This is a genomic window from Vibrio sp. L85 (assembly GCF_963871815.1).
Classification (GTDB): Bacteria; Pseudomonadota; Gammaproteobacteria; order Enterobacterales; family Vibrionaceae; genus Vibrio; species Vibrio harveyi.
Window position 1 is genome coordinate 1 of the sequence record NZ_CAWMYL010000002.1, and the last position, 326, is coordinate 326.

A 326-nucleotide genomic window follows, 5' to 3' on the forward strand; every position below is an offset into this window, starting at 1 on the left:
AAGTTTTGAGATGATAATTTAACCATTTCACACGGAGAAACTAACATGGCTGTGACTGTATTAGGCATTGACCTGGCAAAGAATGTGTTTGCACTACATGGCGTTGACCACAAAGGTCATACTGTTCTTTGCAAACCCAAAGTAAGTCGGGCTAAGTTATTAGAAACCGTAGCAAACATGCCACCATGTTTGATTGGAATGGAAGCTTGTAGCAGTGCTCATTTTTGGGCTCGGACCTTTGAAAAGATAGGACATGAAGTTCGACTGATTGCTCCGAAGTTTGTTTCCCCTTATCGATTGTCGGGTCGAACAGGAAAAAATGACGC

At 42.3% G+C, this 326-nt stretch carries 1 pseudogene; it reads left to right on the plus strand.

The features are described from left to right. Positions 1–45: 45 nt before the first annotated feature. Positions 46–326: pseudogene (locus tag AACR11_RS00110) on the plus strand (IS110 family transposase); the annotation flags it as partial.